General features: G+C 44.6%; 31 protein-coding genes and 3 rRNA genes. 17 read left to right on the top strand and 17 right to left on the bottom strand.

The annotated features are described in order from the left end of the window. The first annotated feature begins 421 nt into the window (after window positions 1-421). A complete protein-coding gene (locus QUA03_RS23665) occupies window positions 422-703 on the top strand; it encodes a YiaA/YiaB family inner membrane protein (RefSeq protein WP_333036187.1) in 282 nt (93 codons plus the stop codon). A 94-nt stretch (window positions 704-797) separates the two neighbouring features. Here the strand turns inward: QUA03_RS23665 and QUA03_RS23660 are convergent, their stop codons facing one another. The 4 genes from QUA03_RS23660 to QUA03_RS23645 all read right to left on the bottom strand — a co-directional run bounded on the left by QUA03_RS23660 (window position 798) and on the right by QUA03_RS23645 (window position 3,225). Then, on the bottom strand, window positions 798-1,268 hold the full coding sequence (locus QUA03_RS23660; RefSeq protein WP_333215491.1) for a ferredoxin: 471 nt from the start codon (window positions 1,266-1,268) through the stop codon (window positions 798-800). A gap of 77 nt (window positions 1,269-1,345) precedes the next feature. Then, on the bottom strand, window positions 1,346-1,732 hold the full coding sequence (locus QUA03_RS23655) for a DUF1257 domain-containing protein (RefSeq protein WP_242716193.1): 387 nt from the start codon (window positions 1,730-1,732) through the stop codon (window positions 1,346-1,348). A gap of 39 nt (window positions 1,733-1,771) precedes the next feature. Then, the gene (locus tag QUA03_RS23650; RefSeq protein WP_015176940.1) at window positions 1,772-1,981 is read right to left on the bottom strand and encodes a DUF2997 domain-containing protein; all 210 of its coding nucleotides are present in this window, start codon (window positions 1,979-1,981) and stop codon (window positions 1,772-1,774) included. Between the two features lie 386 nt (window positions 1,982-2,367). Beyond that, on the bottom strand, window positions 2,368-3,225 hold the full coding sequence (locus tag QUA03_RS23645) for an ABC transporter permease (RefSeq protein ID WP_333160813.1): 858 nt from the start codon (window positions 3,223-3,225) through the stop codon (window positions 2,368-2,370). 241 nt (window positions 3,226-3,466) lie between these two features. On the opposite strand from QUA03_RS23645, the gene QUA03_RS23640 reads away from it, so the two are divergent. Next, window positions 3,467-4,795 (top strand): pitrilysin family protein, encoded by a 1,329-nt coding sequence (locus tag QUA03_RS23640; RefSeq protein ID WP_333215489.1) that lies wholly within the window; start codon window positions 3,467-3,469, stop codon window positions 4,793-4,795. A 489-nt stretch (window positions 4,796-5,284) separates the two neighbouring features. Then, window positions 5,285-6,313, top strand: a complete 1,029-nt coding sequence (locus tag QUA03_RS23635; protein WP_333215487.1) for a C39 family peptidase — start codon at window positions 5,285-5,287, stop codon at window positions 6,311-6,313. Window positions 6,314-6,505: 192 nt separating this feature from the next. Here the strand turns inward: QUA03_RS23635 and nadC are convergent, their stop codons facing one another. Beyond that, window positions 6,506-7,369, bottom strand: a complete 864-nt coding sequence (gene nadC / locus QUA03_RS23630; protein ID WP_333215485.1) for a carboxylating nicotinate-nucleotide diphosphorylase — start codon at window positions 7,367-7,369, stop codon at window positions 6,506-6,508. 345 nt (window positions 7,370-7,714) lie between these two features. Here nadC and vapB point away from each other — a divergent pair, with 345 nt between their 5' ends. The 3 genes from vapB (at window position 7,715) to QUA03_RS23615 (ending at window position 9,275) form a co-directional block, all read left to right on the top strand. Continuing rightward, the gene (gene vapB / locus QUA03_RS23625; protein WP_333215483.1) at window positions 7,715-7,930 is read left to right on the top strand and encodes a type II toxin-antitoxin system VapB family antitoxin; all 216 of its coding nucleotides are present in this window, start codon (window positions 7,715-7,717) and stop codon (window positions 7,928-7,930) included. Window positions 7,931-7,932: 2 nt separating this feature from the next. After that, window positions 7,933-8,232 carry a type II toxin-antitoxin system VapC family toxin gene (locus QUA03_RS23620; RefSeq protein WP_333215481.1) on the top strand — a complete coding sequence of 100 codons (300 nt, stop codon included), beginning with the start codon at window positions 7,933-7,935 and terminating at the stop codon, window positions 8,230-8,232. A gap of 374 nt (window positions 8,233-8,606) precedes the next feature. Further along, window positions 8,607-9,275, top strand: coding sequence for a hypothetical protein (locus tag QUA03_RS23615; protein WP_333215479.1), 669 nt, complete (start codon window positions 8,607-8,609; stop codon window positions 9,273-9,275). 126 nt (window positions 9,276-9,401) lie between these two features. Here the strand turns inward: QUA03_RS23615 and QUA03_RS23610 are convergent, their stop codons facing one another. From QUA03_RS23610 to sufR, 10 genes are all read right to left on the bottom strand, one after another. Next, window positions 9,402-9,800, bottom strand: a complete 399-nt coding sequence (locus QUA03_RS23610; protein ID WP_333215477.1) for a transcriptional regulator — start codon at window positions 9,798-9,800, stop codon at window positions 9,402-9,404. 52 nt (window positions 9,801-9,852) lie between these two features. Further along, window positions 9,853-10,071, bottom strand: coding sequence for a DUF2283 domain-containing protein (locus QUA03_RS23605; RefSeq protein WP_106332875.1), 219 nt, complete (start codon window positions 10,069-10,071; stop codon window positions 9,853-9,855). Window positions 10,072-10,082: 11 nt separating this feature from the next. Next, window positions 10,083-10,337, bottom strand: a complete 255-nt coding sequence (locus tag QUA03_RS23600; protein WP_333215475.1) for a DUF4258 domain-containing protein — start codon at window positions 10,335-10,337, stop codon at window positions 10,083-10,085. Between the two features lie 323 nt (window positions 10,338-10,660). Next, a 5S ribosomal RNA gene (gene rrf / locus QUA03_RS23595) occupies window positions 10,661-10,777 on the bottom strand. 45 nt (window positions 10,778-10,822) lie between these two features. Beyond that, entirely contained in the window at window positions 10,823-11,008 is a 186-nt protein-coding gene (locus QUA03_RS23590; protein ID WP_333215473.1) for a hypothetical protein, read from the bottom strand. Next, window positions 10,986-11,189 (bottom strand): hypothetical protein, encoded by a 204-nt coding sequence (locus QUA03_RS23585; RefSeq protein WP_333215471.1) that lies wholly within the window; start codon window positions 11,187-11,189, stop codon window positions 10,986-10,988. The genes QUA03_RS23590 and QUA03_RS23585 overlap by 23 nt, the downstream gene beginning before the upstream one ends. Before the next feature lie 134 nt (window positions 11,190-11,323). Beyond that, a 5S ribosomal RNA gene (rrf, locus tag QUA03_RS23580) occupies window positions 11,324-11,440 on the bottom strand. A gap of 394 nt (window positions 11,441-11,834) precedes the next feature. Further along, window positions 11,835-11,951, bottom strand: a 5S ribosomal RNA gene (gene rrf, locus QUA03_RS23575). Window positions 11,952-12,147: 196 nt separating this feature from the next. Beyond that, the gene (locus QUA03_RS23570) at window positions 12,148-12,555 is read right to left on the bottom strand and encodes a hypothetical protein (RefSeq protein ID WP_333215469.1); all 408 of its coding nucleotides are present in this window, start codon (window positions 12,553-12,555) and stop codon (window positions 12,148-12,150) included. A gap of 116 nt (window positions 12,556-12,671) precedes the next feature. Further along, entirely contained in the window at window positions 12,672-13,370 is a 699-nt protein-coding gene (gene sufR, locus QUA03_RS23565; protein ID WP_333215467.1) for an iron-sulfur cluster biosynthesis transcriptional regulator SufR, read from the bottom strand. Between the two features lie 188 nt (window positions 13,371-13,558). On the opposite strand from sufR, the gene sufB reads away from it, so the two are divergent. The 7 genes from sufB (at window position 13,559) to QUA03_RS23530 (ending at window position 20,762) form a co-directional block, all read left to right on the top strand. After that, window positions 13,559-15,001, top strand: coding sequence for a Fe-S cluster assembly protein SufB (gene sufB / locus QUA03_RS23560; RefSeq protein WP_333103299.1), 1,443 nt, complete (start codon window positions 13,559-13,561; stop codon window positions 14,999-15,001). A gap of 343 nt (window positions 15,002-15,344) precedes the next feature. Beyond that, window positions 15,345-16,136, top strand: a complete 792-nt coding sequence (sufC, locus tag QUA03_RS23555) for a Fe-S cluster assembly ATPase SufC (RefSeq protein WP_333160843.1) — start codon at window positions 15,345-15,347, stop codon at window positions 16,134-16,136. Then, window positions 16,133-17,476 carry a Fe-S cluster assembly protein SufD gene (sufD, locus tag QUA03_RS23550; RefSeq protein ID WP_333215465.1) on the top strand — a complete coding sequence of 448 codons (1,344 nt, stop codon included), beginning with the start codon at window positions 16,133-16,135 and terminating at the stop codon, window positions 17,474-17,476. The genes sufC and sufD overlap by 4 nt, the downstream gene beginning before the upstream one ends. Before the next feature lie 193 nt (window positions 17,477-17,669). Next, the gene (locus QUA03_RS23545; RefSeq protein WP_333215462.1) at window positions 17,670-18,932 is read left to right on the top strand and encodes a SufS family cysteine desulfurase; all 1,263 of its coding nucleotides are present in this window, start codon (window positions 17,670-17,672) and stop codon (window positions 18,930-18,932) included. A 188-nt stretch (window positions 18,933-19,120) separates the two neighbouring features. Beyond that, window positions 19,121-19,516: a deaminase gene (locus QUA03_RS23540; RefSeq protein ID WP_333215460.1), complete on the top strand. Its 396-nt coding sequence runs from the start codon at window positions 19,121-19,123 to the stop codon at window positions 19,514-19,516. After that, window positions 19,516-19,944, top strand: a complete 429-nt coding sequence (locus tag QUA03_RS23535) for an Imm1 family immunity protein (protein WP_333215458.1) — start codon at window positions 19,516-19,518, stop codon at window positions 19,942-19,944. Before QUA03_RS23540 ends, QUA03_RS23535 begins: the two co-directional genes overlap by 1 nt. A gap of 185 nt (window positions 19,945-20,129) precedes the next feature. Further along, on the top strand, window positions 20,130-20,762 hold the full coding sequence (locus tag QUA03_RS23530; protein WP_333215456.1) for a Uma2 family endonuclease: 633 nt from the start codon (window positions 20,130-20,132) through the stop codon (window positions 20,760-20,762). Window positions 20,763-20,859: 97 nt separating this feature from the next. Here the strand turns inward: QUA03_RS23530 and QUA03_RS23525 are convergent, their stop codons facing one another. Further along, a complete protein-coding gene (locus tag QUA03_RS23525) occupies window positions 20,860-21,684 on the bottom strand; it encodes an NAD-dependent epimerase/dehydratase family protein (RefSeq protein WP_333215454.1) in 825 nt (274 codons plus the stop codon). A gap of 108 nt (window positions 21,685-21,792) precedes the next feature. Here QUA03_RS23525 and QUA03_RS23520 point away from each other — a divergent pair, with 108 nt between their 5' ends. Beyond that, window positions 21,793-22,647 (top strand): DUF1232 domain-containing protein, encoded by an 855-nt coding sequence (locus tag QUA03_RS23520; protein ID WP_333215452.1) that lies wholly within the window; start codon window positions 21,793-21,795, stop codon window positions 22,645-22,647. 160 nt (window positions 22,648-22,807) lie between these two features. On the opposite strand, the gene QUA03_RS23515 is transcribed toward QUA03_RS23520, so the two are convergent. Beyond that, window positions 22,808-23,122, bottom strand: coding sequence for a zinc ribbon domain-containing protein (locus QUA03_RS23515; protein WP_333215450.1), 315 nt, complete (start codon window positions 23,120-23,122; stop codon window positions 22,808-22,810). A gap of 154 nt (window positions 23,123-23,276) precedes the next feature. On the opposite strand from QUA03_RS23515, the gene QUA03_RS23510 reads away from it, so the two are divergent. The 3 genes from QUA03_RS23510 (at window position 23,277) to QUA03_RS23500 (ending at window position 24,848) form a co-directional block, all read left to right on the top strand. Continuing rightward, entirely contained in the window at window positions 23,277-23,450 is a 174-nt protein-coding gene (locus tag QUA03_RS23510) for a hypothetical protein (RefSeq protein ID WP_333215448.1), read from the top strand. A gap of 41 nt (window positions 23,451-23,491) precedes the next feature. Then, the gene (locus tag QUA03_RS23505) at window positions 23,492-24,073 is read left to right on the top strand and encodes a hypothetical protein (protein ID WP_333084571.1); all 582 of its coding nucleotides are present in this window, start codon (window positions 23,492-23,494) and stop codon (window positions 24,071-24,073) included. Between the two features lie 301 nt (window positions 24,074-24,374). Beyond that, window positions 24,375-24,848, top strand: coding sequence for a TspO/MBR family protein (locus QUA03_RS23500; protein WP_333215446.1), 474 nt, complete (start codon window positions 24,375-24,377; stop codon window positions 24,846-24,848). The last annotated feature ends 72 nt before the right edge of the window (window positions 24,849-24,920 follow it).

Here is a 24,920-nt window from a genome sequence, read left to right as displayed (position 1 = left end):
TACACAATCATTCTGCCTATTCAGGACGGCGATGTCTGAGGGGTGAAACCCCTCAGACATTCGCCAACAGTCTCTTTAAACCGGGGCTACACAAACCAAGTAGATAAGAGTCGGGGCTTGAAACCGCTCAAAAGTCAAATTCTCGTCAGCGGAGGCGGAGTGGGAGAAGTAAGGTGCCGCCCGGCGCACCTTACGCTATTTTGAGAAAAAACTAGCTTTCCTTAGTGGAGTTTTCCAACTGTCTACTCCCACCCTGTCTTCCTTGAGCCTTAAACCCTATCTACAGCGTTCTAATTTTTAGTAAAAAGCCCGATCGCACTGTTCACTTATCGAAACTGTCCCTTCCTCTCCTGACCGCTTCACTCACGCTATCTATTCTTTAAGTTAATCAACCAAAAGATATATTTGACTTCGAGGCACTATGCAGAAACAAATCATACGCCAAAAAGATACTAATGCTTGGATACTTCAGTGCTGGGTTTCTTTTATTCTTGCCCTTTCCGCAACTACTGTAGGTATCATTTATTTACAGGTAGACCCCTGGCAAAAAGCTTTTATGGGTATGGGTTTAACTTTTTCAGTCGGCTCGTCTTTTACTTTAGCAAAAACCATTCGCGATAACAACGAGGCAACAACATTAACTGCCAGAATCGACGAAGCTAGAGTTGAGAAAATTCTCGCTGAGCACCATCCTCTCAAATAAATTTGACTATATAATGTATACAAAAAACAGCCCGCGCGGGCTGTTTTTGTTGTTTGAGCCACAGGTTTCAAGCTGCGGATGTGAATTGGGGATTTCAATGGCTACCTTTGAACTTACGATCGCCCAACTTATTCTTTTGTCGCTGGCGAATACCGGCCTTAACCATCGCAAAATCCACCGGAAAACCAACGACAGGAATCACCTGATCCTTGCGTTCTTCTTCCAGATTCTTGAGTTCGGTGTAATCAACCCAGTGAATGCAATTCACCGGACAAGTGTCGATCGCCTCAGCAATCAACTCTTCAGAATCCCCGTCTTGTCGAACTACGCGCGATCGACCGTAATCCGGTTCAATATAAAAAGTATTGCGAGCAACGTGAGCGCAGTGCTTGCAGCCAATGCAGGTAATTTCATCAACATAGACACCTTTTTGGCGCAACACCCCGCCCAACTCCGGTTCCAAACCAGAGCGATCGGGCGCATCCCGCAAAAATCCCCCCAACTCCGGCTCTAAACCAGAGCGATCGATTGCTGTATCTATTCCGAGTCCAGAAAGCTCAGACATTTAGACCCCCACAATAGTAAATAAGTCCGCGCAGGCGGACTTTGATGAAACAAGATTGCAAAAATCTCGAAAAATTATTAAGCGCACCAGCGTTGCACCACCAAGCGGAGCGAACCGTCTTGATTTTGCTTTTGCTCAGAAATTTGGAAACCCTGCTTAGCGCTTTCATTCACCACAGTATGGTAAGCGTAGCGCTGAGTCACCTTATTCAGAAAACGGTCTACAGACCAAGCTTGCTGCCAAAATTGCAAGTCAGCCACCAATTCATACTCAGTCCCGTTCCAGCTAAAACCTACGTCGTAGCCGTTTTTTTGCTCAATCACGACCTCAGCGGTGCTGGTTAAGCCGCGATAGCCACGCACCTCAGTTGGGCCAGACTTCCAGTCAATACCCAAGTCAGTTAAAGCAGCTTCCAAAGAATTCAAATTGCGGATCTGGGTCTTAATTTGGCTAAAATGTGACATGGTGGTTCCAAAAAAATTTAAGTGAACTCAACAAAAAAATTACCAATCGCTAAAAGCCACTTGGGCGGTCGCTTCGGCTGACTGATGCAGCGCTTGCGTGAAATATTCAGATGTTGACTCTTGATGAAGCACCACGCCGAGCTGAGCTTCAATTGCAGCCGTTACCTCAGCACAGGAAGCACCGACAATGCCGGTGACGGTTTCCTGTACGCGGCCATCTGGATAGATCACAAACTCTAGTGTTTCCATAATGCGGGCTGACTGAATAGGAATATTGAGAACAGACACCGACACCAGCAAGCCAGGGACGATGCCTCCTGAAGTAGCTTCTTGAGAGTTGGCTGACTGACAAAGCGCTATATCAATTTTGACTAATTGATAGGTTTTGAGTCACAACTTAACAGAACTTATTAATAGGTAGAAGCAATACATCAGTTGTATGTAAAGTTTCGCGTAGATCGTGACAGCAGTCAAGTCGGTCGATTTTAGATTTTAGATTTTAGATTTTAGATTTTAGAGGGAGGAGGAAGGAAGAGGGGATGAACCGCAGAGGGCGCAGAGGGCGCAGAGGGAAGAAGGCAGAAGGTAAAAGGCAGAAGGCAAAACGAAAAAGTATAAATTCCCCCACTCCCTCTCTAATTCCCTCTGGGATCTAAAACGTCTCGCAGGCCATCGCCCAAAAGGTTGAAACCAAGAACAGTCAAGGTAATCAGCAAACCTGGAAACACGATCGTCCAAGGAGAAGAAAGAGCGTATCCGCCCTTAAAAGCATCCGAAAGCATCGTCCCCAACTCAGGAACCGGCGGCTGTGCGCCCAAACCCAAAAAACCCAAACCAGCAGCTTCTAGTGTCGCCGTACCAGTAGAAAGAGTTGCTTGTACAACTAGAGGCGCCAGACTTCCCGGCAAAATGTGGCGAAAAATAATCCGCAAGTCGCTGGCGCCCAAGGCCTTGACAGCCAAAACAAATTCTTGTTCCCGCAGAGACAGCACCATACTGCGAGTTAAACGGATGTAAATCGGAATTTGCACGAGGCTGACGGCGATAATTACGCTTTGCAGGCTCGGCCCGGTGACCGTAACAACGCCGATCGCCAGTAAAATCGAAGGAAAAGCTAGCAAAATATCCGCCAAAGTGCCGATCGCAATTTCCAGCAACCCCCGAAAATACCCGGCCACCAGCCCCAAAAGCGCTCCCAAAATTAAACCCACACCCACAGAAACCAGGCTGACGAGTAAAGATATTCCCAATCCGTGCCACACCCGCACTAACAAATCTCGCCCCAAACCGTCGGTGCCCAACCAATGCTTAGCGCTAGGAGCCACTAAGCGCGACAAATAATCTCGATCGACCGCCGGATCGTAAGGAGCAAGTACGGGGGCTAACAGTGCCGATATCATCAGCGCTAGAGTCAAAATTAAGCCGATTTTCCCCGAAGTTGATCGCCAAAATCGTTGAAAAGCTGCTTGTGGAAATACTAAGTTGTTATTCAATCTTCGATTTTCCATCGAATGCTGTCACCAAAAAAACTGAGGACTTGGGCAACTATTAGGATAAATTAACGATCGCGCTCGCAGAAATACGTTAACAGGACTTGCTCTAGGGATACGAAAAACTCGGTGCGTGCATTACCCTCCATACCCAAAGTCGCATTTTTTGCCCCAATGCCCAATGCCTGAGCTCTTCCTTAAAGACCCTTTAAGATATAGAGAACAAGATCAATTTAAAAGCCAAATGACATCAACCCTGCTCAAAACCTCAGCCCGATCGCCCCTCAACGCCCCAACAATCCGCCATTTCCCCAACGGCCTCACCGTTATAGCCGAACACTTGCCGGTCGATGCTGTTAACCTCAGCGTGTGGCTCAATTTAGGCTCAGCCGTCGAACCAGACGACATTAACGGCATGGCTCACTTTTTAGAACACATGATTTTTAAGGGAACTCCGAGCATTCCCAGTGGAGAATTTGAGCGCGCGATCGAGCAACGCGGCGCTGTCACCAATGCAGCCACCAGCCAAGATTACACTAACTATTACATCACCACAGCTCCTAAAGATTTTGCCGAACTAGCTCCTCTGCAAGTCGATGTGTTGCTGAATGCGAGCATTCCCGACGACGCCTTCGATCGAGAACGGCTGGTAGTCTTAGAAGAAATTAGACGATCGGAAGACAATCCCCGCCGCCGCACCTATCAGCGATCGATGGAATTAGCATTTGAAGTCCTGCCCTACAAGCGACCGGTACTCGGCCCGACTGCGGTAATCGAACAGTTGACAGCCCAACAAATGCGGGATTTCCACACCAGCAGATATCACCCAGGGGCGATGACAGCCGTAGCTGTCGGCAATTTGCCAGTCGATCAACTAATAGAAATTGTCGCAGACAGTTTTGCAGCAAAAAGTACAGCACAAAACAACAAAATAAATGTGCCTGCTGTCAGCAACTTCCACCCAGAATCCCAAATCCTGAACTACGGCCAAGAGTCGCCGTTTACAGAAACAGTCCGCCGCGAATTTGTAGACTCTGCCCTTCAGCAAGCCCGACTGATCGTGATGTGGCGAGTGCCAGGTTTCATGGAAATGTCCGAAACTTATGCCCTCGACGTTTTGGCAACAATATTGGGACACGGCCGCACAACTCGCTTGGTTCAGGATTTGCGCGAAGAAAAAGGGCTAGTTTCGTCAATTTCCGTCAGCAACATGACTCAGCGACTTGGCGGTGTATTCTCAATTTCCGCTCAACTACCGACAGAAAACTTGGCAGCAGTGGAAGCAGCCATCGTCCAACACATCCGCACTCTCCAAACCGAACTGGTGACAGATGCCGAAATTTCCCGCATCCGCACTCAAGTAGCAAATCGGTTTATCTTTGGTAACGAAACTCCGAGCGATCGAGCAAGTTTGTACGGTTACTATCAGTCGATGGTAGGAGATATCGCTCCCGCCCTCAACTATGCCGCTTGCATCCAAGCTCAGACTGCCGAGGATCTCCGAGAAGCCGCCGTCAAATATCTCTCTCCCGACGCAATGGGTGTTGTGGTAATTCGCCCCGACGAAGCATAAATCTGACTTCGCCTCAACAGGGAAATTCTGCCATCCCTCTGCTTTTGAGGCATCCAACAGCATTCGGGATTCGGCAGAAACAATGTCAACTCGCACGAGGGATTTTTAGTCAATAGTGCGTGAAATTCGATCGGCCCGCGCCTTGAAGGTTTTGTATCAAATAATTAATATGAAGCCTTTAAGGTACGTGCGATCGGCAAAATTACCGTAATTTTAGGAGACGATAAACTGGGAATTTTTGACGAGCAAGCAATTTAGTCGAGGGAAACCGGGTTTATCGGCGATCTAAAATTTAAAATCTAAAATCTAAAATCTAAAATCTAAAATCTAAAATCGAGTGAGCGGCAAAATTACCGTAATTTTATGAGACGATAAACGGGGAATTATTGACGACTCAGCAATGTAGTCTCGGAAAACCGGATTGATCGGCATCGTAATTCTAAAATCTAAAATCTAAAATCTAAAATCGATTGACAGGGGCACGCAAGCATGAAATTACAAAACTTTCTCAACTCAAACATTAGGTACGATGCCAAAGCAATTGCTGCAGACGACGAACTCAGTGCCCAAATTCAAAGCCGCCTCATTGACCTGGGTTTACTGAAGCCTCCCGTAGACGGAATTTTTGGCCCTCTCTCTACCGCCACCCTCCACCGATTTCAAACTCTGATGAAGTGCGGCGAAGCGGGTTTTTTGGGAGCAGTCACAGCCAAAAAGCTGATTGAAACCAAACCAGAGGAGATTCCCACACATCCCCTGATCCTGAAAACGCTCAGAGACACTATTTTTAAATCAAAACCGCTGGCGTCTTCTCAACTTCAGGACTCGGAAAAACAAGTAATACCAGCCGGAAAAGAGTTTGAAATCTTGGCTTTTGCCCCGGCTCGCGGTCACATCAGAGTTGCTCTCCGCAACGAGTCTTTCAAAGATTCAGGAATTTGGTATGTTTTCGGAGCACACGCTCAAGTTACTCAAGACAGCGTTCTGTTTTATCCCAAACCGAATCCCCCAACAGTCAGGCTTGGCATTCCTTATCTATCGCAACTGGATAACTTGAATAATCCTACAGGTTCTTGCAATGTAACTTCATTAGCGATGTGTATGGACTTTTTGAGGGTGCCACGGCGCAAACAAACCGGGCAATATGAAGACGAACTTTACGAATATGCGATCGCCAAAGGTTACAGTCGCTGGGACCCCTACGATTTAGCAAAGATTGTTAAAGATTACGGCGCTCAAGATTTCTTTACCGAGAATGCAACTATTGATGACGTTCAAGATTGGCTAGCCAGCGGAAATCCCGCTGTCATCCACGGATACTTTACGTCTTTCGGTCACATTATAGTTGCATCAGGCTACGACAGCGAGGGATTCTTCGTCCACGATCCCTATGGTGAGTGGTTAGGAAGTGGCTACGATACAAGTGTCAGCGGTGCCTACTTGCACTATCCCTATCGCTTAATCCGCAGCGTGTGTATGCCTGACGGGAATTTTTGGGTTCATTTTATCTCTAAGTAATCGTTAAGAGTCATTAGTCATTAGTCATTAGTCATTAGCTAAGAGATAAGTTGCCTCTTGAATTTTTCGGCGATTCAAATCGCTTAAGAGTCAACGAAATCCGAGCAGAAGGGGGCTAAAGAGTAAAAGGGGTATTAAATCCTGATTTGGTATTAGCCATATTTTCTCTCACTAATGACTGCTGACTAATGACTAATGACTATTAATTTTCATGCTCAAATCCAGCCAAGTCGATCGCGTAATCGGAGCACTGGTAGAAATATAGTCAACTCCGGTTTCGGCTACACTTCTAATTGTTTCTAAAGTAACATTGCCGGAAGCTTCAATTTTTACCCGATCGCTCTTTTGGCGAATTATTGCCACTGCCTGCCGCATCAAATCAAAGGACATATTATCTAACATGATAATATCAGCTTTGTGTTGCAAAGCTGTTTCTACTTCGGCGAGAGTTTCGGTTTCGACTTCGATCGTCAGTGGATAGGGGATAGAATTGCGAATTAGGGCGATCGCCTCTGCAATTCCCCCAGCCGCCGCAATGTGATTGTCTTTAATCATCACCGCGTCATCTAATCCCATCCGGTGATTGCAAGCACCGCCGACTTGAGTTGCGTATTTTTCCAACAATCTCAATCCCGGCGTTGTCTTGCGCGTATCCACTAATTGCACGGGCAAATCGGCAATTTTGTCAACATATTTCTGAGTCAAAGTAGCGATACCGCTCAAACGCATTGCCAAGTTTAAAGCTACTCTTTCTCCGGTTAGCAGCGCATCGAAATTGCCGGAAATCTCGGCGATTACTTCTCCTTTTTCGCACAGTTTCCCTTCTGGTACTTGGGGGATGAAACTGAGGCTGCTGTCTAAAAGTTTAAATGTGCGATCGGCAATTGGCAATCCGGCAATGACTCCAGCTTCTTTGACAATCCATTTAGCTGTACCCTGGATGCTGTTTGCGGGAAATAAGGCCGATGTTGTGCGATCGCCCCTACCGATATCTTCTAGTAGCCAGTTGTGCAATAGGGAGTCTAAAACTATCCAAGGCGGTAATATTGCTGTCATGTTTTTGTCGGTTGTTATATCAAGATGATATCTACTAGGAACAATAGTCGATCGGGTAATTTTAGGCAAGTTGCACAATTATGATGGTGTTAGTGCGATCGCAATTTGGTAGGCGGGGGCGATCGGGGGGAGGCGGGGGCGATCGCACTACATTAGGACTTACGCATGGGGGTTCAGAAACCGGGTTTTTTAGCGAATCTGTGGGCGGGAACGATCTTTTCGTAAAAAAACCCGGTTTCTTTGGTCGGAGTGCGTCCAGGAATCTAAATAATGGGGTATTCTGTTGCTGACTTTGGGTGTTAGTGCTTTAATGGAGTAGATGGGTATCGATCGCGAGAAGAAATCATGATACAGCCAGTCATTTTAGAAAAATTAGCAGAACTCCCTGAGTCTCTTCAGACAGAAGTGCTTCATTACATTGAGTTTTTGATTGAAAAGCAGGCTAAAAACTCAACCCAAGAAAAGCCGACAAAGCGAGGCGGACTTGGTATTTGGAAAGGTAAAATCTGGATGTCTGATGATTTTGATGAACCTCTTGAAGATTTAAAGGATTATATGTAAACATGAATATTCTACTGGATACCCATACTTTTCTCTGGTACTTGGAAGACAGTAAACAATTAAGTTCTCAAGCAGGAGAAATTATTGAAGATCCAAGTAACGCTCTCAGGTTGAGTATCGCCAGCTTATGGGAAATTTCCATTAAGCTTGGTTTAGGAAAACTTAGCTTGCAAAACTCATTCTCTGAGTTAGAGGAAGTGTTGCAACAATTAAAAATAGAGGTTTTGCCTATCACATTCTCTGATACAGAGTGCTATCTTAACTTGCCGCTGCATCATCGAGATCCTTTCGATTTTTGGTAGCACAGGCGATTAATCGTTCCCTTGTTTTGGTTAGTCGCGATGTGGCTTTTGATGCCTATGACCTTCAGCGGTTATGGTCATAGCTGCGGCAGGTATTCTGTTGCTGACATTGGGTATTTGTGCTTTAATGGACTATAGCAAAACCATTTGATTTGTAAACAATCGATTCAATCATCACAAGCGTTTCAGGTTGTTTTACATTCACGACTCAAATAGACTTGCTATAGATGAGTATGGATTAATAGTTAGACCTTTGAGCTGGGGGCTTAGTTAAGAAGGCTATCTGTGGGCAGCAAGGCTCAAGTAGGCGGAAGCTTTTGGTTTATGGAGTTAAATTATTCAAGTGTGAAGCATTCCTAAAGGAGAATCATTAAATGGTGGAGCTTTCTGACAAAATAATTGAATTAGTTATTGACAAAGTTTTAATTGGCGGTATCGTTTTAGCAGCAGGTTATTGGCTCAATAAAAGATTCGAGATATTTAAGAACGAGACTAACGAAAAATATCACCAGAGACAATTAATTGCTGAACTTGAAAATCAACAAAAGCAACAAATCTCTATATTAGAAGATCAGATTGCTATAGCCCAATACAATGCAGAACTGGAACTTATAGAAAGACAGATTTCCGAGTTTTACTGGCCTATATATTTAAGATTAGAAAAAGATAATGTAATGTGGAAACGAATAAAGTCTTTGAGCGCTGAAAAAAATGTTTTACCCGAATCTGCAAGTGAAGCTATAGAAAAAGAGTTCATCCTTAAGAATCACCAAGAAATAGTTGAGATTATAGAATCTAAAATACATTTAGCAGAAAATTCCAATGACAGCAAAGAGTTGATAAATGAGTTGCTGAAGTATATCAAGCACGTTGCAATTTATAAAACAATCCGTTCTATAAAGGAACTTCAAAGATTTAACCCAATTGACCTGAATGAGCCATTTCCTGAAAGAATTCATCCCTTGATTGAAAATAAATTTCGAGAATTGCAGAATAGATATGAACACCTTAAAAAGGTTAAGTTTGGAGAGCTTAGGAAATAAAATTACTTGCACAGGTAGCGATCACCTTAGTTATCACTTAAATCGATCACGAACGCTTAAAACAAATGATTAATCAGCAGGAGAGCGAATATCAGCAACTCCTACTCAACAAGTAGCAGCTCGCCCTTAAAGAAACAAACTAATATCAACTTGGAAAAAATCGGCTAATTTTCTGGCTTCATCTATTTCGATCGCCCTTCCGCTAACAAAAACTTTATCAACCTCTGTTTCCGTTCCTAAAACAGGAATCAAATCAGATTTGTCCAAATTTCTCGCATCCATTAAATGTTGCAACATTGAAGCAGCATTTCCTGCAGGAATTGGATAATTTTCAGATTCAAATTTTTCAATCAGCGTTATCAAAAGCTCCAGAAATAGCTCTTCCTCCAGCGATCGCATAGGGCGGTGTTCCAGTTCGCAAGCGAGAGCGATCGCGGCCTCGTTTTCTGCTTCATTTGCGATCGGTTTTGGTTGATACCGAACAAGTAAATCTGTATAAGATTTTGCATCAAAAGTACGGATCATTTTTCCACTCATCCTTACTTATATTTACACAGGTAGCGATTGATTTCCCTATTTAAGCTACAGTAAAAGCTATATTTTCTAGCACTACATTAGGTACATTTCCACTACCTAAAACCTGTGTAGCATCTAAAACTTCTATCCCTACCAATAACTCATTTTCCCCAATATTTAAAGCGATTTCGTCAGTTAACTGTAAAGTACGACACTGATGCTTACCTTCTACAAGTCTAATGTAGAGAGCATCAATTTCGGAATCATAACTAATCTTCATAAACTTTTACCTCAAAAATAAAATGTATACACTGTGATAACAACTAACTCAGTATCAGTCTCGGCAACAATAGGTACTACTTTCTTGAGAGAATAGAACTTATCCTGCCAATCATTATTATACTGAAAAGTAGCTTGATATTTGTACCTACCATTTTTAGCAAGTTGTCGATTACCTGTCATAATGGTATCAATAATTTCGGCTTCATTAGTACCTCTTTCAATCGCTTGTTCCTGGGCATGATTAGTTAATCTAATAGGTTTCACTATTTCTTGTCCAATAAATTAAAATTTTAAACTCCTAATTCACATGGATATTTACAGTTTCCATGCTCTTAAAAAACTAAGTCCATAAACTAACTTTAGTCCAAGGCGGATGGTTGTGCAAGAGCTAGTTCATGAGCGATGCTTGCAGGAGATGATACCAAATCCTGATTTAATAACCTCTTTATTCTTTAGTCCGCGGAGGCGGACTTCGTTTGTTTAGCAGCGGTTTCAACCGCTAAGCCATAAAGAGAATGACTAATAACTCACCAAAAAACTAAAGCCCTTTTCCGTTGTTGCGGGAAAAGAGCTTTAATTTATTATTAACCTGGCACTGAGCTATTTTACCGGGCAGTGACCCGCCGAGTATCTTCGCCATAGCAACGTTTAACAACCGAGTTCGGGATGGATCGGAGTGGTTCCATTACATCATAAGCACCAGGAAAGCTTTGAAAACTTTTAATCCTGTGTCTGCGTTCCGCTTAATTCTAAGCTTGATGCGCTGCATCTCTTTCGCTCGACTTAATTACTGTATCAAGTTTTCCCCTGTCTGTCAACCCCTTGGTCAAAACTTTTTTTCGATCGCCCGAAACAGCCCCCAATAGCCGAGTTTGAGGTATTATTTGCCAGTGGAGTCGATCGACCTTTAACTCACAAATCCAAAAACGCCGCATCAGTTCCCTGTCCTCTGCGAATCTTCCCGTCCTTCACAAACCACGCCACGACCTGCTTAACTGTTAATTGTTCGATCGCGCTTTCAGATTCTGTCGCAATTTGCCTCAACGGCCGCAAAGACGCAATTACCAAATTCGTAAAAAAGTTTTCAAAACTCGCATCAAGTTCGATCGACCACAAATCTGCTGCTGACCCAGAATATTGAGATTTCTACAAAGGGCCCAAGACCAGCTTTTGTGTAGATGAGTAATAATTCACCAAAAAATTAAAGCCCTTTTCCGTTGTTGCGGGAAAAGAGCTTTAATTTATTATTAACCTGGCACTGAGCTATTTTACCGGGCAGTGACCCGCCGAGTATCTTCGCCATAGCAACGTTTAACAACCGAGTTCGGGATGGATCGGAGTGGTTCCATTACATCATAAGCACCAGGAAAGCTTTGAAAACTTTTAATCCTGTGTCTGCGTTTAGCTTAATTTTAAGCTTGATGCGCTGCATCTCTTTCGCTCGACTTAATTACCTTATCAAGTTTTCCCCGGTCTGTCAACCCCTTTGTCAAAAGTTTTTTTGATCGCCCGAAACAGCCTCCAATAGCGGAGCTTCTGTCGCAATTTGCCTCTCATGCCGCAAAGACGCAATTACCAAATTCGTAAAACAGTTTTCAAAACTCGCATCAAGTTCGATCGACCACAAATCTGCTGCTGACCCAGAATATTGAGATTTCTACAAAGGGCCCAAGACCAGCTTTTGTGTAGATGAGTAATAATTCACCAAAAAATTAAAGCCCTTTTCCGTTGTTGCGGGAAAAGAGCTTTAATTTATTATTAACCTGGCACTGAGCTATTTTACCGGGCAGTGACCCGCCGAGTATCTTCGCCATAGCAACGTTTAACAACCGAGTTCGGGATGGATCGGAGTGGTTCCATTACATCATAAGCACCAGGAAAGCTTTGAAAACTTTTAATCCTGTGTCTGCGTTTAGTTTGATGCGCTGCATCTCTTTCGCTCGACTTAATTACCTTATCAAGTTTTCCTTTGTCTGTCAACCCCAAAGTCAAAACTTTTTTTTGAGCGCCCGAAACCGCCCCCAATAGCCGAGTTTGACGTATTATTTGCCAGTATGGCCGATCAACCTTTAACTTACAAGTCCAAAAAAGCCGCCTCGGTTCCCTGTTCTCTGCGAATCTTCCCGTCCTTCACAAACCACGCCACGACCTGCTTAACTGTTAATTGTTCTATCGGGAGCTCGGCTTCTGTCGCAATTTGCCTCAAAGGCCGCAAAGACGCCACCACCAAATTTGTAAAAAAGTTTTCAAAACTAGCATCAAGTTCGATCGACCCTTTAATACTCTCATCATTCTTAATCCAATCCATCACCTGCCCATTAGTCACCTCAGCCACCGGCTTCCCCGTCTCCCCAGCAATTTGCTTGAGCACCCTCAAAGCATAAATTGCCACCCGCGCCGAAAACTTTTCCTTCGACGACAGCAGCGCCATATCAACTTCCGCACACTCTTCCGGCTTTAAAAAATCTGCTAGCGGTTCCATATATTAAAAATTGGTAATTGCTAATCGGTAATCGGTAATTGGTAATCCCTGACATCCGTGACATCCGTTACACTCATCCGTTGCCGAACTTCCATGCGTGACATCCGTTAAATCCGTTACAAAATCCGTTGCCGAACTTCATCCTTCCTTCTGGCAATCAAATAACCGCAGCGGTGTTCCCCATTAATAATCCAGTGAGTCCGCTCCACAGTACAGTCCGGCAACACCCCCGCAAACATTTCCAACTCATTGCCACACACACTCGGAAAAGTTTCAGCAACATTAGAAATCGCGCAGTTGTGTTCCATCAACACAAATCGATCGCCCAAACCAGTGCGATCGCACATCCCAACCTCTACAGATTCTACAGGATAACACTCAGCCATATAACCTTCAGCCCTGCGGAGTTCCATTAGCTTAGTCACCCGCTCTTCCAGCGAACCCGCACCCACCAGCCGCCGATACTCCGTCGCCTTGCGCTGCCACTGTTTTCGCAAGATAGTAATCACTTGCTCGCGGCCGACGGTTTCCGCCAACGTATCCAGAAAAGAGACTGCAAAATCACCGTAACGATTAGGGAATCGATCGCGCCCCTGACTGGTAAGCTCATAAATGTGCTGCGGCCGCCCCATCCCAGCCTGAACCGACTGATACTGAATCAGCCCCTCCGCTTCCAAATCCTTCAAGTGACGGCGAATCGCCTGCGGACTGATATCCAAAGACTCCGCCAACTCAAGAGCCGTCCCCTGCCCCCCCTTGAGCAAATATTGCAGGATGTCTTGTTTCGTGGAAGTCTGCTGAGTAGTCTCCATCATCTTCACAAAAAATTATTAATTTGACTTTGACAATATCACTATTGTTAATGTAGCTTAAAATATAGTAAAGCAACAAAATTGTTGTTTAACTTCCCAGAGCAGTCCAGCAGAACTCGCTCAAGCCCAGACAGGCATTGCCCCGTCTGCCATCCAGAGAGCATTATCTAGAACACTGAACACGCAAAATAATGAGTTCTACCACAGTCAAAACCTTAGTCAACCAGCCGTATAAATACGGTTTCGTCACCGACATCGAGTCAGACACCATCCCCCGCGGCTTGAGCGAAGATGTAGTCCGCCTGATTTCCGCCAAGAAAAACGAACCGGAATTCATGCTGCAATTCCGCCTCAAAGCATACCGGAAGTGGCTGACAATGACCGAGCCCACTTGGCCCCACGTCAACTATCCCGCGATCGACTACCAACAAATTATCTACTATTCCGCGCCCAAACAAAAGCCCAAAAAGCTCAACAGTTTGGACGAAGTAGACCCGACACTGCTAGAAACCTTCGAGAAACTAGGCATTCCCCTCTCCGAACAAAAACGGCTCGGAAATGTTGCCGTCGATGCCGTTTTCGACAGCGTTTCAATTGCCACAACATTTAGAGAAAAGTTAGCCAAAGATGGTGTTATTTTCTGTTCCATTTCAGAAGCCGTCAAAGATTATCCCGAATTAATAGAAAAATATCTCGGCAGCGTCGTACCAGTCGGCGATAACTTTTTCGCAGCCCTCAACTCCGCCGTATTCAGCGACGGTTCCTTTGTTTACATTCCCAAAGGCGTCAAATGCCCAATGGAATTGTCAACCTATTTCCGCATCAACAACGGAGATTCCGGCCAGTTCGAGCGCACCCTAATTGTTGCAGAAGAAAACAGCTCAGTGTCTTACCTAGAAGGCTGCACCGCCCCGATGTTTGACACTAATCAACTGCACGCGGCTGTCGTGGAATTGGTAACAATGGACAATGCGGATATCAAATACTCCACAGTGCAAAACTGGTACGCTGGCGACGCCAACGGCAAAGGCGGCATTTACAACTTCGTGACGAAACGGGGTTTGTGTCAAGGAGTCAATTCTAAGATTTCTTGGACACAAGTAGAAACCGGTTCCGCGATTACTTGGAAATATCCCAGTTGCGTGTTAGTCGGCGACAACTCGGTGGGCGAATTTTACTCCGTAGCGCTGACAAATAACAAGCAGCAAGCTGACACCGGTACCAAAATGATCCACGTTGGCAAAAACACTCGCAGCACGATTATTTCTAAGGGAATTTCGGCGGGAAATTCATCCAACAGCTATCGCGGCTTGGTGAAAATGGGGCCCAATGCTAAAGGCTCTCGAAATTACTCTCAGTGCGATTCCATGCTGATTGGGGATAACGCTCAGGCGAATACTTTCCCTTATATTCAAGTGCAGAACCACACTGCTAAAGTGGAACACGAAGCTTCTACTTCTAAAATTGGGGAAGAGCAATTGTTCTTCTTCGCACAGCGGGGAATTTCCGCCGAAAATGCTATTTCGATGATGATTAGCGGTTTCTGTAAAGATGTTTTCAATCAGTTACCAATGGAATTTGCGGCGGAAGCTGATAAGCTGTTGAGTCTGAAGCTCGAAGGAAGTGTCGGATAATTTTCGCGCGCAAGAAACCCTTCCAGGCCGAGTCCATCGGTGACAACTTAAGACTGCAAGCCATAATAAATGTCGCTTTTATTCGAGTCTAGATCCCCCTAAATCCCCCTTAAAAAGGGGGACTTTGAGAAGACTTCTTGTGTCCCCCCTTCCTTATTAAGGGGTACTTTAAGAACACTCTTGTCCCCCCCTTATTAAGGGGGGTTAGGGGGGATCGAGACTTCGATACAAACAAGAGAGACGGTAGGTTTAACGTTAAGTGGTCAGTAATAGCCAGAGCCTAGGAACGAGAAGAACGAGAAGAAAAAACTGTAAAGTGCATTGAGGAAAAGGAAAAAAATAGATGATTGTTGAAAATAGTCAAGTGGTGCTATCCGTCCGCGATTTAACTGCGAATGTGGAAGATACCCAAATCCTTAAGGGTTTGAATCTGGAAATTAAATCGGGTGAAATTCACGCGATTATGGGCCCGAACGGTTCTGGAAAAAGCACTTTATCCAAGATATTAGCGGGTCATCCTGCTTATACAGTAACGGGCGGAGAAGTTACTTTTCTGGGCCAAAATTTGCTGGAATTAGCGCCGGAAGAACGCTCTTTGGCGGGCGTATTCCTAGCTTTCCAATATCCTTTAGAAATTCCCGGCGTTAGCAATCTGGATTTCTTGCGCGTGGCTTACAATTCTCACCGCAAACATCGCGGCTTGGAAGAATTGGATGCTTTTGATTTCCAAGATTTAATCGAGGACAAGCTGGATATTGTCAAGATGAATGATTCTTTTTTAGGCCGCAGCGTAAATGAGGGTTTTTCCGGCGGCGAGAAAAAGCGGAATGAAATTTTGCAAATGGCGCTGTTGGAACCGAGGTTAGCTATTTTAGACGAAACTGATTCGGGTTTGGATATCGACGCTCTCAAGATTGTCGCCGGCGGTGTGAATCAGTTGTCAACTGCTGAAAATTCGATGTTGGTAATTACTCACTATCAGCGGTTGCTGAATTACATTATTCCTGATTTTATTCACGTCATGGAAGCCGGTAGAATTATCTTGACTGGCCCGAAAGAGTTGGCGCTGGAATTGGAAGAGCGCGGTTATGACTGGGTTGTGGAAGAGGAAGCTGCAGGAGTGGGCGCGCGATGATGAATACGCAAGTTGCTAGTAGGGAAATGTTTTTGACTGATTTGGTTAATCAGTGCGGCAAGTTGGGCGCAGCTAATAACGAAAGTTCTGCTTACGGGTTGCAGGATTTGCGGGATGCGGCGACGGAATACGTGCTTTCTTCGAGTTTTCCGACGGTGAGGGATGAAGAATGGCGCTTTACTGATTTGTCGTCGGTGTTGCAAATTCCTTTTCATATACCGCAGATCAATCAGTCAAAAATTAAGCTGGCTGATATCATTATGCCAGTGAAAAATCGGGATGATTTACCATTAAGATTGGTATTTGTCAACGGTTTTTATGCGCCGGATTTGTCAACGGTGGAGTCGTCGGTTTTTCCCAATTTGCCGATCGACTTTTATGCAGGTAATCTATCCCATGTACCCGAAAAACATCAGGCGCGCATCAGGGATGTTTTGAGCAAGCACAGACAGCAAACCGAGGTGTTTACCGCGCTGAATACTGCGGGTTTGGCGGATTCTGCGGTGGTGTTCGTGCCGGCCAATATGTCGATCGACCTTCCGATTCACTTGCTGTTCCTGACAGCACCAGGTACATCTCCTACGATGTCCCAGCCGCACTGCTTAGTCATAGCTGAGCCTGGAAGCAATGTGACGCTGGTTGAGGATTATGCAACTATCGGGAATGTCGCTGCATTTACGAATGCTGTAACCGATGTTGTTGTCGGCGAAAACGCCACTGTGAATCACGTTCGGCTGCAGCGGGAAGGTGGAGAGGTTGTTCATATCGGCAAAAGTGCGATCGAGCAATCTCGTAATAGCCGTTATACTTGTCATGCTATCAGCTTGGGAGGCAAAATATCGCGCCACAATTTAGAAGTATTTCAGCGCGGCGAAGCCACTGAAACAACGTTAAACGGCTTAAGCGTAGCCTTTGGGGAACAGTTGTCGGACACTCACAGTTTAATCGATTTTAATCACCCTCACGGTACAAGTCGCCAATTACATAAGTGCATTGTCGGGAACAAAGCTCGCGCTGTATTTAACGGCAAAGTTTTCGTTCGCAAAGCCGCCCAATTGACAGATGCCGGACAATTGAGCCGAAATTTGTTGCTGTCGCCGAGAGCTCGCGTAGATACCAAACCGCAGTTGGAAATTGTCGCCGATAACGTTAAATGTTCCCACGGTGCAACTGTCAGTCAATTAGAAGATGATGAACTTTTCTACTTGCAAAGTCGCGGTTTGGATTTAGAAAGAAGTCGCTATTTGCTAATCGATGCTTTTGCGGCGGAAATGCTCAATCAATTACCGATTATGGGCGTGGCCAAAATGCTTTCTACCTGCGTGGCTATTCAAGAATAAAAGAATCACCAACAGACTGGGGGTGTTTTCTTACCTTTGCAATCAAACCCGGAGATCCCCCCTAGCCCCCCTTAATAAGGGGGGAACAAGAGTATTCTTAAAGTCCCCCTTATTAAGGGGATTTAGGGGGATCTCCGGGTTCAACAATACGCCCTAGAAGCGAGTTTCACAACAATACTAACTTCTGAAAAATATGACACTTATTCAAGAAAAAACACTTGCCTCAAAAGTTCGTGGCGACTTCCCAATTTTGAATGAAAAAGTAAATGGTAAACCGCTAGTTTATTTAGACAATGCAGCTACCTCTCAAAAACCCCTAGCTGTACTCAACGCTTGGCGTGATTACTACGGACAATATAATGCAAACGTGCACCGCGGCGCTCACACTCTCAGCGCCAAAGCCACTGATGCTTACGAAGGTGCGAGAGACAAAGTTGCCGCGTTTGTGAATGCGGCGTCTCGGCAAGAAATTGTCTATACTCGCAACGCCACCGAAGCGATTAATTTGGTTGCTTATTCTTGGGGTTTGAGCAATCTGCAAGCTGGAGATGAAATTATCCTGTCGGTGATGGAACACCACAGCAATCTCGTTCCCTGGCAAATGATTGCTCAAAGAACCGGTGCTGTGCTGAAGTTTGTCGAGTTAACGGAAACTAACGAGTTTGATTTGGAACAGTTTAAAACGCTAATTTCCCATAAAACTAAATTGGTGTCAACCGTTCATGTTTCTAATACTTTGGGCTGCATCAGTCCAGTCAAAGAAATCTGCAAAATTGCCCACAGTTTCGGCGCAAGAGTTTTAATAGATGCTTGCCAAAGCGTCCCGCACATGATAGTAGACGTGCAAGCAATTGATTGCGATTGGCTGGTTGCTTCCGGGCACAAAATGTGCGCTCCGACTGGCATCGGTTTTCTGTACGGTAAACTGGACTTGCTGAGAGAAATGCCTCCGTTTTTCGGTGGTGGGGAGATGATTGCTGACGTGTTTCTCGATTATTCCACCTATGCCGATTTGCCACACAAATTTGAAGCCGGCACGCCTGCAATCGGCGAGGCGATCGCCCTTGGTGCAGCAATCGATTATCTTAGTAAGATTGGCATGGATAAGATTCACGCTTGCGAAGCAGAATTGACTGCTTATATGTTCCAACAATTGTGGCAAATTCCAGAAATTAAAATCTACGGGCCACAACCAGACAGCAACGGCGAAGGTAGGGCAGCTTTGGCGGCATTTACAGCAGGAGAAATTCACCCTCAAGACTTGTCTACCATGTTAGACCAGGAGGGAGTCGCGATTCGTTCCGGGCATCACTGCACGCAAGCTTTGCACCGCTATTTGAACGTTTCATCTACTGCCAGAGCGAGTTTGTATTTTTACAATACTCGCGAGGAGATTGATGTGTTTGTGAAAGCGTTGAAAGAGACGATCGACTTTTTTGCTGGGATTATGGGATAATTTGGTGGGTGATGGTGCGCGGGTAGAAATTGAGAAGCGATCGCCCTTTTTTTAACCGCAGATGCAGGCGGATAGACGCTGATGAACGCGGATGAAGAAGAGAGCGATCGCAATCCCAAATCCCAAAACCAGAACACAATCTGGTAAAATTGGGCTGTCAACCCAAAGGAAAGGCAAAAATACAAAGTGTGTTTGATGAACTAGGTGCATATAGACAAAGCCTAGGTTTACCATCGGCTGGCAGCGAAACCGATAAATCAACCATAGCTAAACTAGAAATAGCGGGTCAAAGTTTTTTTGGCATCAACTCTGGCAGCAACCCCAATCGTCGGCAAATAACCTTTAATGTCAATCCTATCACCAAAACCCACGCTGAAGCCGATGCTTTTCAACAAGCAGCCGATGCGGGAATTAGAGGAGGTAAAGCACGTTTGATTTGCGATCGCGAACTTTGTGCAGCCTGCGGCTTAAGAGGTGGAGTAAACTCTATGGCTTGGCAGTTAAATATAGAAGAATTAGAAATTATTACTCCCAATGGAAGTAAAACAATAACCGTTAAACTCCCAAATACAAGGAGGCGATAATGTTTGTGTTAAACCTATCAGCAGAAAATTGGGTTGGCAACCAGGATGAAGGTGACTTAATAGAAAGTCCTACTTGGAGTCAAATAGAACAAGCCATCCGCGAGTTAAATGGGACAACTAAAACTTTAGTTACCTTGGGTGCAGATGACGAGTGTTATATGAGCATTGGTGGCGGCGAATCCGGCAAATATATTGTTAACGTAACTTTTGATAACGTTAGCTTCCATAATTTAGTAGATCCATCAAAACCCGATGCAATAGAAAAGCTAGTTATCGGCGGACAAGAAGGTAATTATTCCGCCCGGATGTGTGTAAATTTAGAGACGGCACTGTTGGCAGCTCACACATTTACAGTATCAGGACAACTTCAAATATCACTGTCTTGGGAAGAAGAGAAAGAATTAGCGGTGTCATCAAATAAGATTTAACACAACCTAAGTGAAGTGCGATCGCTCTTTCTTCATCCGCGTTCATCCGCGTCAATCCGCCTGCATCTGCGGTAAAAAAAAAAGACCGGGAAGCCGAGCTATCCCGTAAAAAATCGCCCATTTCATAGTATCGGGGCCTGTGGTAAAATAAAACTAGAGTTTTCTCAGCTCAAGGAGATTTTGAGATGATTGCTACTACTTCAAGTTTAGCCGAACAAAGAACACTGCTAGAAAACATTAGCTGGTCAACCTTTGAAACGTTGCTCAAAGAAATAGGCGATCGCCGAGGTTATCGCATAGCTTATGATAACGGGATGTTGGAAATTATGAGTCCTTTATACGAACATGAAAATCCCAAGATTCAGTCTGATCGCTTCATTTTCATTTTAGCAGAAGAACTCGGCAGTGAAATCAAAAGTGCTGGCTCAATGACTCTCAAGCAAGAACAGGCTAAAAAGGGTATAGAACCTGACAATTGTTATTATATTCAAAGTGAACCAGCAGTCAGAGGCAGGCAAGAACTAGACTTAGAAACTGCCCCACCGCCCGACTTGGCAATTGAAATAGATATTACCAGTAGTTCAATTAATAAGTCAGGAATTTACTCGGCACTTGGCGTACCCGAACTCTGGAGATATAACGGGCGAGTTTTAAAATTTTATCAGTTAGCTTCCGAGGACTATGTTGAATGCAATTTCAGTATTGCTTTTCCCTTTTTATCATCAACAGAAATGAGTAGGTTTTTTGAGCAGACTAAAACAATGGGAGAAATTGCATTACTGAAATCATTTAGAATTTGGGTTAGGGAAAAAATCTAAAGCGGTGAATATCGCCCTTTAGTCCATCCGCGTTCATTGTGGCACGGGCGTCCCGCCTGTGAAAAAGATGCGGTTTAACAAAAGAGCGATCGCCCAACTAAAACTCCCTAATCTCAGGATGAACAAACTGATAACCCGCCGCCTTAATCTTTTGATTCGACACCCTCGCATTATAAGGCCGCACGCTAGGACTTCCATCCCAAGAAACTTTAGGCAAATTATTAGCTTCAAAAATGCGATCGAGCAATTCGCCACTGGATAGCGACACATCCCCGACTAAATTGTAAATTCCCTGCAATCGATTTTCCAAAGCAAAAGTTAACCCCCCAACAATATCATCCTGATGCACCCAATTAGTAGCATCTTCCCCCCTACCGGGACGAGTGCTCCCAGCCCAGCCTCTAAAGATTTTAACTAATTCTCGCCCCGGCCCATAAATTCCTCCCAAACGGAGAATGCAGACTTGAAGATTTGGACTAGATGCTGCTAATAAAACCCGTTCTGTTTCTGCGAGAATTTCACCGTTTGGATTAGCCGGCGCGACGGGTGATTCTTCATTTACCAATTCACCTTGGCGATCGCCATACACAGAATAAGTACCCGTATAAATAACCTGCTTTACTGTCGGTATCTGCTGTAAAACCGATACTAAAGTTGTCGCAGTATCTATATAACTTTCCCGATAAGTATGAGGATTTCGGGCACCGACGCACAGCATAACAGCATCTTGTTCTTGCAGTACAGCCGTCATTGCATCTTTGTCATTTCCCTTGAGTACGGCTACCCGCTGCGCGACACCCTCCAACTCAACTACTCGCGTCGCCGTCGTAGTTGTCGCCGTCACGGTACAATCAGATTTGCCGCGTAAATGTTTGGCTGTCGCAGTACCCACATAGCCGCAGCCGACGATCGCAACTTTCATAAAAAATTCTCCATTGTGTCATGCTCTCTAAAATTATTGCCGATTTCTGAAATCATGGCGCGCTGAGTTTTGTGGTAAAATGCAAAGCGTCGCGATCGAAGTACCATCATGTCCGAGAGAGATATTTTTGCCACCTCCTCAGAAAGCGAACTTTTAGCTTTTTATGGTTCTTTGTTTGCGATCGCAGCCGCCGATGGTTCCGTTGATATTGACGAACTAGATTTGTTGTTTAAAACCATAAATTTAGACAAATTTTCTGACTCTGCAAAAACTCAAATCCAATCCTACACAGCCAGTCCCCCATCACTCAGCGACTGTTTGCAAACACTCAGCCATTCAGAAGAACCGCTGCGTTTGGGAGTCATGTATTTTTTAATTAACATTGCTGGCGCAAATAAGACGCTGCATTCTGCAGAAAGCGAGGCGATCCAATCCGCAAAAAAACTGCTGGCTGTTTCCGACTTGCAAATCCAAGCCATGCAGGAATTCATCGCAGACATGAAACAAATACGGGAGGCGGCGCCTAATAAAAATCAGGCATCAGCATCCTTCAATTTGGCTGTTTCCCAGCTTAAAACTAAGGGCATTCCTCTCGATTTGATCAATCGAAAAGGAACCACAACAAACCTCAGCAACGCCCAAATTAACTATTCAGATGAAAGTTTTTGGACTAAACTTAAAAACTTTGCTTTAACCGCAGGAAGAGAAGTAGTTGAAAAAGCTTTGATTCTCTACTATACGGCTGAGAACCCAAACGTGCCTGCTTGGGCAAAAGGAGTTGTAGTTGGAGCTTTGACCTATTTTATATCTCCTGTTGATGCCATTCCCGATATATTAGTCGGCATCGGATTTACCGATGATTTAGGAGTATTACTGGCGGCAATAGCTACTGTTTCAGTATACATTAATGCTGATACTAAAGAACAAGCCAAACAAAAAATGAAAGATTGGTTTGGCTCATAATATTATGTCCAGTGGAGCGTTTTGTTTCCGCCTGAATCGGAATAATATAATCTGAATAATATAGTAGTTTTCAATCTGATGAAATACAGGACACGGCACTGCCGTGTCCCTACCCAATATCTGTAATTTACTCAACTGAAAACTTAATTATTTGGGATTTTCAGTCTTTAATCGGCTTACCATCTCGATTGACAATACGGCTTTCACCATCCTTAGCCGTGACATTTTCATAAACCCCTTCATCCCGCTTCACGTACTTGCTAAAACCCGAATTTTTATAATCCGTGTCGGATGTCGGCTTCATCAACCTCGGAGCGCTCAGCAGTCGGCGTACCGGAGCATCTGCGGGAGTCTCTCCGGGTTCGCGCTTAGCCAACTCGCACAGTTGGCCCCAAGTCGAAACTTCCAGGTTCATGCTGTGCCAAACTTCTAACTGCTGGTTATTTTCGGGACACAAATAATCGTATACAGGCATACTAAGAATCTCGTTTGCAACTACTAAAATTACTAATTGCACGGTTATTCAGAAAATTATAGCTCAACATTACTAAGAATTCAAGGCCAACAATCAAACTTTACTATTTTTAACGGTTGTTGAAACCATAAATCAGCTATATTATTAACCCTGTGTGCTTGCTCCCGGATGCGATCGAGACAATGCCCAAAAGTACGCTACCCTGAAATCCTCTGACTCGATCGCACGATCGCACGATCGACGGTTAGCAAATGCCCGCAAGACTTACCTCAATGCCGTCACAGGATTGATCATCATTTTCAGACTGTACGCCAATCACAGATTCTAAGTTTCAATTTTATTTATTTACTCACCAGCGAGGATTTACCGATGAGCGATTTCAAAGTTACGCCAGAAGTAGAGCTGAACACAGCTCAAATGTTGGAGCGATATCAACTGCAAGATGAGACAACTCTGCGGCGTTGGGCAAAACTGCACGGCATCAACAGCACTCGTGGTTTCTTCTATCCCAGTGAAGTAGATTTGATGGATCACGCTCACCACCATCTCTACAATTTGGGAATGAGCATTGCGGACTACCAAAGTCTTTTAGACCGACGCCGCAGCCATTCCCAGACACCAGGCGACCAAAATAAAACAGTAGCAAGTCAAGTTGCTGACGAAGCATACGATGCCATAGAAACGCTAACCGATCAGTATGCTGAAGCTATTGATTTAATGGGAGAACGTATAGCAGACCATTTCATCGATGAACTCGATTTATCTGTGATGAGGCACCTTTCTAAAAAAGTGCAAGACCGGCGCACTCTCAACGGTCAAACCAAAAAGCCTAACCGTTTTCTCCAAGTGATTAAAGCCGTGTTGCAACCGAGCAGCGAAAATACGCTTCTGGTTCCGAAAAAAGAGGATGACTCTAGTTTAGAATTAGAACAACATCACCGCCTCGGCTAGTAGCCGATTTTTTTGAAAGACTAAGAGACTTTTTGTTCAATTTACTGGTAAATTTTACTAAAAAGCAGACTCGCTCCCTTCCCTTGTCAAGGGGAGGAAGCAAGAGTCACATTCTTTATATTATGAAACCGAATAGAAAAAAATAAATTGAGGTTTCCCAGAAGTCTAAATTAGTTGTCAACTGATGTTAGGTTTCGCAACTCTGTCCAATCTAATATAACTAGGCACAGATTGCGCGATCGCCAAAATCCGAGATAATATCTGCTGAATTGAACCTGTCAACCTCGCCCAAGGTAAAAAAATGATTAAATCCTGGATGGTAATTGGAGGCGTCGCCTTGATAGTAGCACTAGCCACTAACATAATCCCGCCCAGCGACATCCAATGGTTCAACCGATTGCAGCGTCCGAGATGGCTAGTAATTGAAAAAGCAATTCCCTTAATTTGGACAGTAATTTTTATTTGTGCAGCTTGGTCAGCAGTGATTGTTTGGGAAAAAGAACCAGGAACTCAGGAGACTTGGCTGAGAATGGGTTTGTACCTGCTTTTAGAAATAGTAACCATGTCTTACACCTCGGTTATGTGCAAAATTAGGAGCCTAAAAGTCGGCACAATAATCGGCGGAACTGGCGCTATTTTAAGCGTAATGCTAGCTTTAAGTGTCTTGCAAGTTTCGGAGCCGGCCGCCCTGTTATTGCTACCTTACATACTTTGGAGTCCGATCGGCACTTACACCACTTGGGCAATGATGCACCTGAATCCGGCGGATGTTTAATCTGAAGTTCCCCCAGTAGGGGGAATGTTCAAATCTCACAAACCCTTGCACTACAAGGAACGATCGCCTTTT

Origin of the sequence: Microcoleus sp. S36b_A4, from assembly GCF_036700645.1 — a bacterium.
Lineage (GTDB): Bacteria > Cyanobacteriota > Cyanobacteriia > Cyanobacteriales > Microcoleaceae > Microcoleus.
This window is presented reverse-complemented; position numbering and strand designations above follow the sequence as displayed.